Origin of the sequence: Arthrobacter sp. H14 (genome assembly GCF_000520495.1) — a bacterium.
Lineage (GTDB): Bacteria > Actinomycetota > Actinomycetes > Actinomycetales > Micrococcaceae > Arthrobacter_C.
In genome coordinates this window covers 73,752-81,071 of record NZ_KI914635.1, presented here as the reverse complement: position 1 = coordinate 81,071, position 7,320 = coordinate 73,752, and the positions used below count along the sequence as shown (strand labels likewise).

Below are 7,320 nucleotides of genomic sequence, written 5' to 3'. Positions count from 1 at the left end.
CCGTGATCGATCACGTCAAAACCGAAATGAGCGCCTACACCGAGGAGATCTTCGGTCCGGTGCTGGTGATCGTGCGGGTGAACGACCTGGACGAGGCGATCGAGTTGATCAACGCGAACCCGTACGGCAACGGTACCGCCGTGTTCACCGGCTCCGGCGCGTATGCGAGGAAGTTCCAGCGTTCGGTGAAGGTCGGCATGATCGGTGTGAACATCCCGTTGCCGGTACCGGTCGCGTGGCACTCCTTCGGCGGCTGGAACGACTCACTGTTCGGGGACCTGCACATCTACGGGTCCGACGGCGTCCGCTTCTACACCCGCGGAAAAGTCATCACCCAGCGCTGGCCCGAACCGGCCCACGCCTCGGACGCCTCCTTCTCCTTCCCCTCCAACTCATAGGAGTCAGCTCTCATGAACGATATTGAGAACAAGCTGATCATCGGCACCGCGCCGGATTCATGGGGCGTATGGTTCCCCGACGACCCGAAGCAGACACCGTGGCAGCGCTTCCTCGATGAAGCCGCCGAGTCCGGTTACAAGTGGATCGAACTCGGACCGTACGGTTACCTGCCGACGGATCCGTCGCGGCTGGCGGATGAGCTGGCCCAGCGTGACCTGAAAGTCTCCGCCGGGACCGTGTTCACGGCCTTCCACCGTGGCCTGGACCAGTGGGACGTGGCTTGGGAACCCGCCCGCCGGGTGGCGGAACTGACCGCGGCAATGGGCGGCGAACACATTGTCGTCATTCCGGCGATGTGGCGCGACGACGTCACCGGTGAAGCAGTCGAGAACGAACACCTCGACGACAAGCAGTGGAAGGACCTGTTTGCCGGGCACAACAAGCTCGGCAAAGTCCTTGCCGAGGACTACGGCCTGAAGCAGCAGTTCCATCCACACGCCGATGCCCACGTCGGAGCGCAGAAGGACATCGAGCATCTGCTTGCCGAGTCCACACCGGACGTACTCAACCTGTGCCTCGATACCGGCCACGCCGAGTACTGCGGAGCCAACAGTCTGGAGCTAATCCACAAGTACCCGGAGCGCATCGGTTACCTGCACCTGAAGCAGATCAACCCGGAGGTGCTCTCCAAGGTTAAGTCGGAAAACATGACCTGGGCCGAGGCGAACCTCGCCGGTGTCATGGTCGAGCCTCCCTCCGGGTTGCCGGACCTGCGTGCGGTCATCGAGGCCGTCGAGGCACTGGACCGCCCGATCTTCGGCATCGTCGAACAGGACATGTATCCCGTGGCGTTCGACGTGCCGATGCCGATCGCGGACCGCACCCGCAAATACCTGCTCAGCTGCGGCTCCCGCACCACGGTCGCCTAGCAACACCTTCAGATCAGTAAGGAAAAAAAGTCATGACCGATAACCTCCGCGTAGCCATTGTCGGCGCCGGGCGCATGGGATCAGACCATGTCCAGCGCCTCCACCACCGCATCGCCGGTGCGGAGGTGGCCGCCGTCGTCGACGTCGATCTTCAGCGGGCGCAGGCTGCCATCGATTCGCTGCCCGCCGGCTCCCACAACGCCGTCGCACTGGGAAACGCAGATGAGGCGTTTGCCCGCGACGACGTTGATGCCGTGCTGATTGCCACCCCCGGTTTCCTGCATGAGGACATCCTCTACAAAGCGCTCGAACGGGACATCCCGATCCTGTGCGAAAAGCCGCTGACGCCCGATTCGGAATCGGCCTTCAACGTGGTGCGCGCCGAAGAGAAGCTCGGCCGCAAGCGGATCCAGGTCGGATTCATGCGCCGGTTCGACGCCGAATATGCCGCCTTGGGTTCGATGATCGAGCGCAAGGAGCTGGGCGAGACCCTGATGATCCACTGCGCGCACCGCAATCCGGATACGCCGGAGGGCTTCACCAATGAGATGCTGATCAACGATTCGGTCGTCCATGAGTTCGACGTCGTCCGTTACCTCACCGGCGAAGAAATCACCTCCGTACAGGTTAGACTCGGCCGCAAAACCTCCAGCGCGCCCAATGGGCAGCACGATCCCCAGCACGTGCTGCTGGAGACCGGATCCGGGGTGCTGGCCGACGTCGAAATTTACGTCAACGCCAAGTTCGGCTACCAGGTCACCACCCAGGTGGCGTTCGAGGACGGCATCGTCAACATCGGCGAGGACGGCGGACCATACGTCCGCGCCGGCGGACGCTGGGGCGGGAAGGTAACGCCGAGCTTCGTCGAGCGGTTCGGGGCGGCTTTCGACACCGAAATCCAGTCCTGGGTCGATGCCGCAAAGCGCGGCGAAATCGGCGGGCCCAGCGCCTGGGACGGCTACGCCACCGCGGCGTGCTGCGAGGCCGGCGTGCAGGCGCAAGACAACGGAAAAAAAGTCTCCGTCAAGCTCGAGCAGAAACCTGGCTTGTACAGCTGATTCCGACAGGCATCGTCCTCTGAAAGGGGCCGGCCGCGTAACTGGGCCGGCCCCATACTTTTACCCATTTTCCCCTATGACCTGCAACACAACGGAGTGATCGCCCATGAAAATCGCTTTGGACCCCACCCCTTTCCACTCCAGCCACGGCCTGTTGGACTTCCCACAGCTCGCGGCGGATCTCGGGTACAAGTACCTGCAAATGACCCCGCACGCCGACTTCATCCCCTTCTACAACCACCCCAAGGCCGACGACGAGCTCGTCTCGGATCTGAAGGCGGCCTGCCGGAAAGCCGGCGTCGAAATCGCCTCCGTTCTTCCGGTGCTGCGCTGGTCCGGACCGGACGCCGACGCACAGGAAGCAGCCGTACGGTACTGGAAGCGCGTGATCCGGATTGCCGTCGAGCTGGGAGTGACGCAGTTGAACACTGAGTTCACCGGACGGCCGGAGAAGCCCGAAGAGTCGGAGCGTGCGTTCTACCGTTCGATGGAGGAATTGCTGCCGATCATTGAGCGCGAGGGCGTGCACATCGCCATCGATCCGCACCCGGACGACTTTGTGGAGCAGGGCCTGGCCGCGCTGCGCGTGATCCGGGGCGTGAATTCAAAGAATATCGGGATGGTGTACGTCGCGCCGCATACCTTCCACATGGTGGACGCGCCGCTGGACATTATCCGTGCCGCCGGGAACCGCCTGCGGGTCGTCCACATCGCCGACACCATGGATCACCACCGGTCCAACGGCCTGCGGTACATCACCAACCCTGCCGGCAGCCCCGCCCGCGTGCACCAGCACCTGAAAATTGGCGACGGCGACGTGAACTGGGACGAGCTGTTCTCCGGTCTGGCCGAAAACGGTTTCCTGGAGCGGGACGAGACGGTGATGGTCTCGTGTGTCTTCGCCGAGAACGAGAATGCGGAGGAAGTCTCCCGCTACCAACTGGCCACAATGAACGACTACATCGCCAAGACCAAGCGGCATGGCTGAGTAGCACTTTAGAACTATGCCTAGGCCGTTGCCCGTTCCGGCAGCGTCGAAATTTTTGGAGGAAGTCGACATGACTCAGGAAGCACGTAGAAAGCAACATTCGAAATTGCCCCCTAATACCCCGGGTCCCCACAGTAAGCGCCTGGGGCTGATCGCAGTCATCGCCACGTTCGGTGGTCTGCTGTTTGGGTATGACACAGGGGTTATCAACGGTGCACTGGGCCCGATGGAGGAGGATCTGGGGCTGACACCGGCCACGCAGGGGCTTGTGGTCAGCATCCTGATTTTCGGTGCGGCCATCGGCGCTCTGATCGGCGGCCGGCTGGCGGACGCCTTTGGGAGGCGCCATAACATTGTGATGCTCGCGGTGGTCTTTATGGTCGGTACGCTGGGTTGTGTATTCGCTCCGAACTGGGAAATGCTCTCCGTGTTCCGCTTTATCCTCGGCCTGGCTGTCGGTGGCGCTTCCGCGACGGTGCCGGTGTACTTGGCGGAGGTCTCACCGGTGGAACGGCGTGGCAGCATCGTGACGCGCAATGAAGTGATGATCGTGTCCGGCCAGTTCGCAGCTTTCGTGATCAACGCTGTGATCTTCCAAGTCTGGGGCGAGCACGACGTCGTGTGGCGCTACATGCTGGCAGTTGCGCTGTTGCCCGCGATCGCGCTTTTCATCGGAATGCTGAGGATGCCAGAGAGCCCGCGCTGGCTGATGTCGCAAGGCCGCGACGACGAAGCGCGTGAAGTCCTCTTGCAAGTCCGGTCTCCTGAACGCGCCGAAGCCGAAATGGCCGAAGTGCATGCCTTGGCCGAGGAGGAAAAGCAGTCGCAGACCGGCGGCTGGGCGGATCTCGGTGTGCCATGGATCCGGCGGCTCATCTTCATCGGCATTGGCCTGGGCATTTTTCAGCAGCTGACAGGCATCAACTCGATTATGTACTACGGGACACAGCTGCTGGAACGTGCCGGCTTCTCCGGTGACGCTGCGATCATTTTCAATACCCTTAACGGCCTGTTCAGCGTGCTCGGAATCACCGTGGGTATTATGCTCATCAACAAAATCGACCGGCGCAAGATGCTGCTCGGCGGGTTCATGCTGACCACTACCTTCCACATACTGGTGGGGTTGTCGTCGACCCTTCTTCCCGAAAGCACGTTCAAGTCGTATTTGATTCTCGTCTTCGTCGTTGCCTTTGTGTTCTGCATGCAGGGTACGTTGGGGCCGCTCGTCTGGCTGCTGTTATCGGAAATCTTTCCGCTCAAAATCCGCAGCTTCGCCATGGGTGTTTGCGTTTTCGCGCTGTGGATCGCCAATGCCATCGTCGCGTTCGCGTTCCCGCCTACGGTCGCTGCGTTGGGAATCGGTTCGACGTTCTTTATCTTCGCGGCCGTTGGCCTGGTGGCGATCCTCTTTGTATATAAGATGGTCCCCGAAACCCGGAACAAGACCCTCGAAGAGTTCGAGGACGATTTCCGTTTCCAATACTCACAATAGACTCCACGCCCCGAGAAAGGCATCACATTATGACCATCATGGTTGCCGTTACCGACAGTCCAGAAGGTCGGAATGCACTTGAAATGGCCGTCGACGAAGCGCGATTGCAGGGCAAGGACCTGGTGGCCGTCAATCTCACCCTCGGTTCCCTGGACCTGCCGGGCAATGCCGATGGCGTCAACGTTCAGGTCGTCGACCGCAGCGGACGTGAAGACCGGGATCCGGTCGCTGCCGTTCTGGACGAGATTGATACGCACCACGCCGAGCGGCTCGTCATCGGGCTCAAGCGCCGCAGCCGGGTCGGTAAAGCCCTGCTGGGCAGCGTCAGCCAACGGCTTCTGCTGGATTCACCGATTCCTGTATTGGCAGTCAAGCCGGAAACAGGTAGCTGAAGCCCCTAAGACATCCAGGTGGAGACCCGGAGAACCCGGGCTCCACCTGGTTCAGGCTCGGCCTAGTCGGAGCCGCCGATGACGTTCTGGTCCCAGTCGATGACGGAGCCGGTCACCACACCGCTCCGGTCGGAGAGCAGGAACACGACGAACTCCGCGATCTCGTCCACCTGGCCCAGCTTGCCCATCGGGACAGAGTCGTTCGCCTTCTGGAGCCAGTCGTCTCCGGCTCCGTGGAAACGCCGCTGGATGGAGTCTTCACCTTCGGTGGCGGTCCAACCAATGTTGAGCCCGTTGATCCGGATCCGGTCCCACTTGTGGGCGTGCGCCGCGTTGCGCGTCACGCCCGCAAGCCCGGCCTTGGAGGCCACGTAGGGCGCAAGGAAGGGCTGTCCGCCGTGCTGGGACATCGTGATGATGTTGACGATATTGCCTGGCTGACCGCGTTCCTTCAGGTGTTTGATGGCCTCGGACATGATGAAGAACGGCGCCTTCAGGTTCACGGCGACGTGCTGGTCGAAAAGCTCCGGCGTGGTGTCCAGCATGGTGCCCCTCGTGGTCAGCCCAGCGGCATTGACGACGGCGTCGAGCCGGCCAAAGTATTCAATCGCCCTGGTCACGGTGCCCGCCGCCTGTCCGCTGTCCGCCAGGTCGGCCGGGAGGAAGATGGCCGGTGTTCCCCTGTCGGAGAGCTGAGCGGCCACCTTCTCCCCGGCGTCGGCGGTCCGTCCTGTGATGGCGATTCCGGCCGCTCCTTGCGCCGCTGCCTCCGCGGCGATCCCGGCGCCGAGGCCCTGGGTTCCGCCGCTGATTAATACGATTTTGCCGTCGAGCAGTTGTCCAGATGTCATCTATAAAACTCCTTCAATGGAAATGGTTTTACCGGTGGCCGCCGATTCGACTGCGGCGTCGGCAAGCACCAGGGCTGCAGCGCCGTCGTCGAACCCGGGTGAACATTGCCTGCCGGCCTGGACGGACTCAACGAAGTGGCCCAGTTCCAGCCGGTAGGCATCCGCATAGCGTTCGAGGAAGAACGGTTCGTAAGCATCTGCCTGCTCGACGCCGTCGGCCCCGTATTTGCGGACCGTGGTGGGGGAGAGGTTCGCGGCGCTGAGCATGCCGGTGCTGCCAAATGCTTCGAGCCGCTGGTCATAGCCGTAGGAACTGTGCCGGGAATTGGTGATCGAGACCAGTTCGCCGCCGCGGCTCCGCAGGGTCACGAGAACGGAATCGTAGTCGCCGGCGTCCTCGATGTAATCGCAGAACAGGTTGGACCCGGTCGCGGTCACTTCCACAATGTCGGGGAGGAAGAACCGGGCCATGTCGAGGTCGTGAATCGTCATATCCCGGAAGATTCCGCCCGATGTCCGGATGTACGCTTCGGGGGCAGGCGCCGGATCGCGGCTGATGATGCTCAGTTGTTCCAACCGTCCTATTTCGCCGGCCGAAACCCGGTTGTGGATGGCGGCGAACGCCGGATCGAAGCGACGGTTGAATCCCATCATCAGGGGCGTGGTGTTGCCCTTGATCGCGGCCCGGCAGTCCAGAACGCGCTGCACGTCCAGATCGATCGGCTTCTCGCAGAGCACCGCCACGCCACGCTCCACCGCAGCCTGGATCAGGTCAGTATGGGTGGGAGTTGGTGAACAAATGACGACGGCGCCCAGGGTTCGGTCGGCGAACACCTCATCCATTGACCCGGTCGCCGTGGCACCGTACCGGACCGCGAGTTCGTTGGCACTGTCCAGCAGCGGGTCGGCCACCCAAGCGAATTCAAGCCTGGAATCTGCCGCAATATTCGCTGCATGGACCCTGCCGATCCGGCCAGACCCGCAGATGGCGACGCGCAGTTTCGTATCGCGCATGCAAGGTTCCGGCGCAGGCGTTTCCGGATTACCCACAGTCATCACCGGCTTTCGTGCGCGGTGAGCCGGCGCTGCTCTTGCGCATCCAAGGCGCGGGCAACGTCGTCGGCGGAAGCGCTTTCCTGAAGTGAGCGCCACACCAGCTCAGCCTGGGACTCCGGCGCGATGCCGCCGACCGGCTGGTCCTCGTCCAGATT

At 62.2% G+C, this 7,320-nt stretch carries 8 protein-coding genes; 6 read left to right on the top strand and 2 right to left on the bottom strand.

Annotation, left to right across the window (positions count from 1 at the left end; translation table 11 throughout):
• From Y707_RS0105280 to Y707_RS0105255, 6 genes are all read left to right on the top strand, one after another.
• On the top strand, positions 1-398 hold a 398-nt coding region (locus Y707_RS0105280), incomplete at its 5' end, for an aldehyde dehydrogenase family protein (protein ID WP_026534299.1).
• 12 nt (positions 399-410) lie between these two features.
• Positions 411-1,328, top strand: coding sequence for a sugar phosphate isomerase/epimerase family protein (locus tag Y707_RS0105275; RefSeq protein WP_026534298.1), 918 nt, complete (start codon positions 411-413; stop codon positions 1,326-1,328).
• 32 nt (positions 1,329-1,360) lie between these two features.
• A complete protein-coding gene (locus tag Y707_RS0105270; protein WP_026534297.1) occupies positions 1,361-2,386 on the top strand; it encodes a Gfo/Idh/MocA family protein in 1,026 nt (341 codons plus the stop codon).
• A gap of 106 nt (positions 2,387-2,492) precedes the next feature.
• The gene (locus tag Y707_RS0105265) at positions 2,493-3,374 is read left to right on the top strand and encodes a sugar phosphate isomerase/epimerase family protein (RefSeq protein ID WP_026534296.1); all 882 of its coding nucleotides are present in this window, start codon (positions 2,493-2,495) and stop codon (positions 3,372-3,374) included.
• Between the two features lie 70 nt (positions 3,375-3,444).
• A complete protein-coding gene (locus Y707_RS0105260) occupies positions 3,445-4,866 on the top strand; it encodes a sugar porter family MFS transporter (protein ID WP_026534295.1) in 1,422 nt (473 codons plus the stop codon).
• A gap of 29 nt (positions 4,867-4,895) precedes the next feature.
• The gene (locus Y707_RS0105255; protein WP_026534294.1) at positions 4,896-5,258 is read left to right on the top strand and encodes a universal stress protein; all 363 of its coding nucleotides are present in this window, start codon (positions 4,896-4,898) and stop codon (positions 5,256-5,258) included.
• Between the two features lie 62 nt (positions 5,259-5,320).
• On the opposite strand, the gene Y707_RS0105250 is transcribed toward Y707_RS0105255, so the two are convergent.
• The gene (locus Y707_RS0105250; protein ID WP_026534293.1) at positions 5,321-6,109 is read right to left on the bottom strand and encodes an SDR family oxidoreductase; all 789 of its coding nucleotides are present in this window, start codon (positions 6,107-6,109) and stop codon (positions 5,321-5,323) included.
• On the bottom strand, positions 6,110-7,123 hold the full coding sequence (gene iolG, locus Y707_RS0105245) for an inositol 2-dehydrogenase (protein WP_026534292.1): 1,014 nt from the start codon (positions 7,121-7,123) through the stop codon (positions 6,110-6,112). It abuts the gene before it with no gap.
• Between the last annotated feature and the right edge of the window lie 197 nt (positions 7,124-7,320).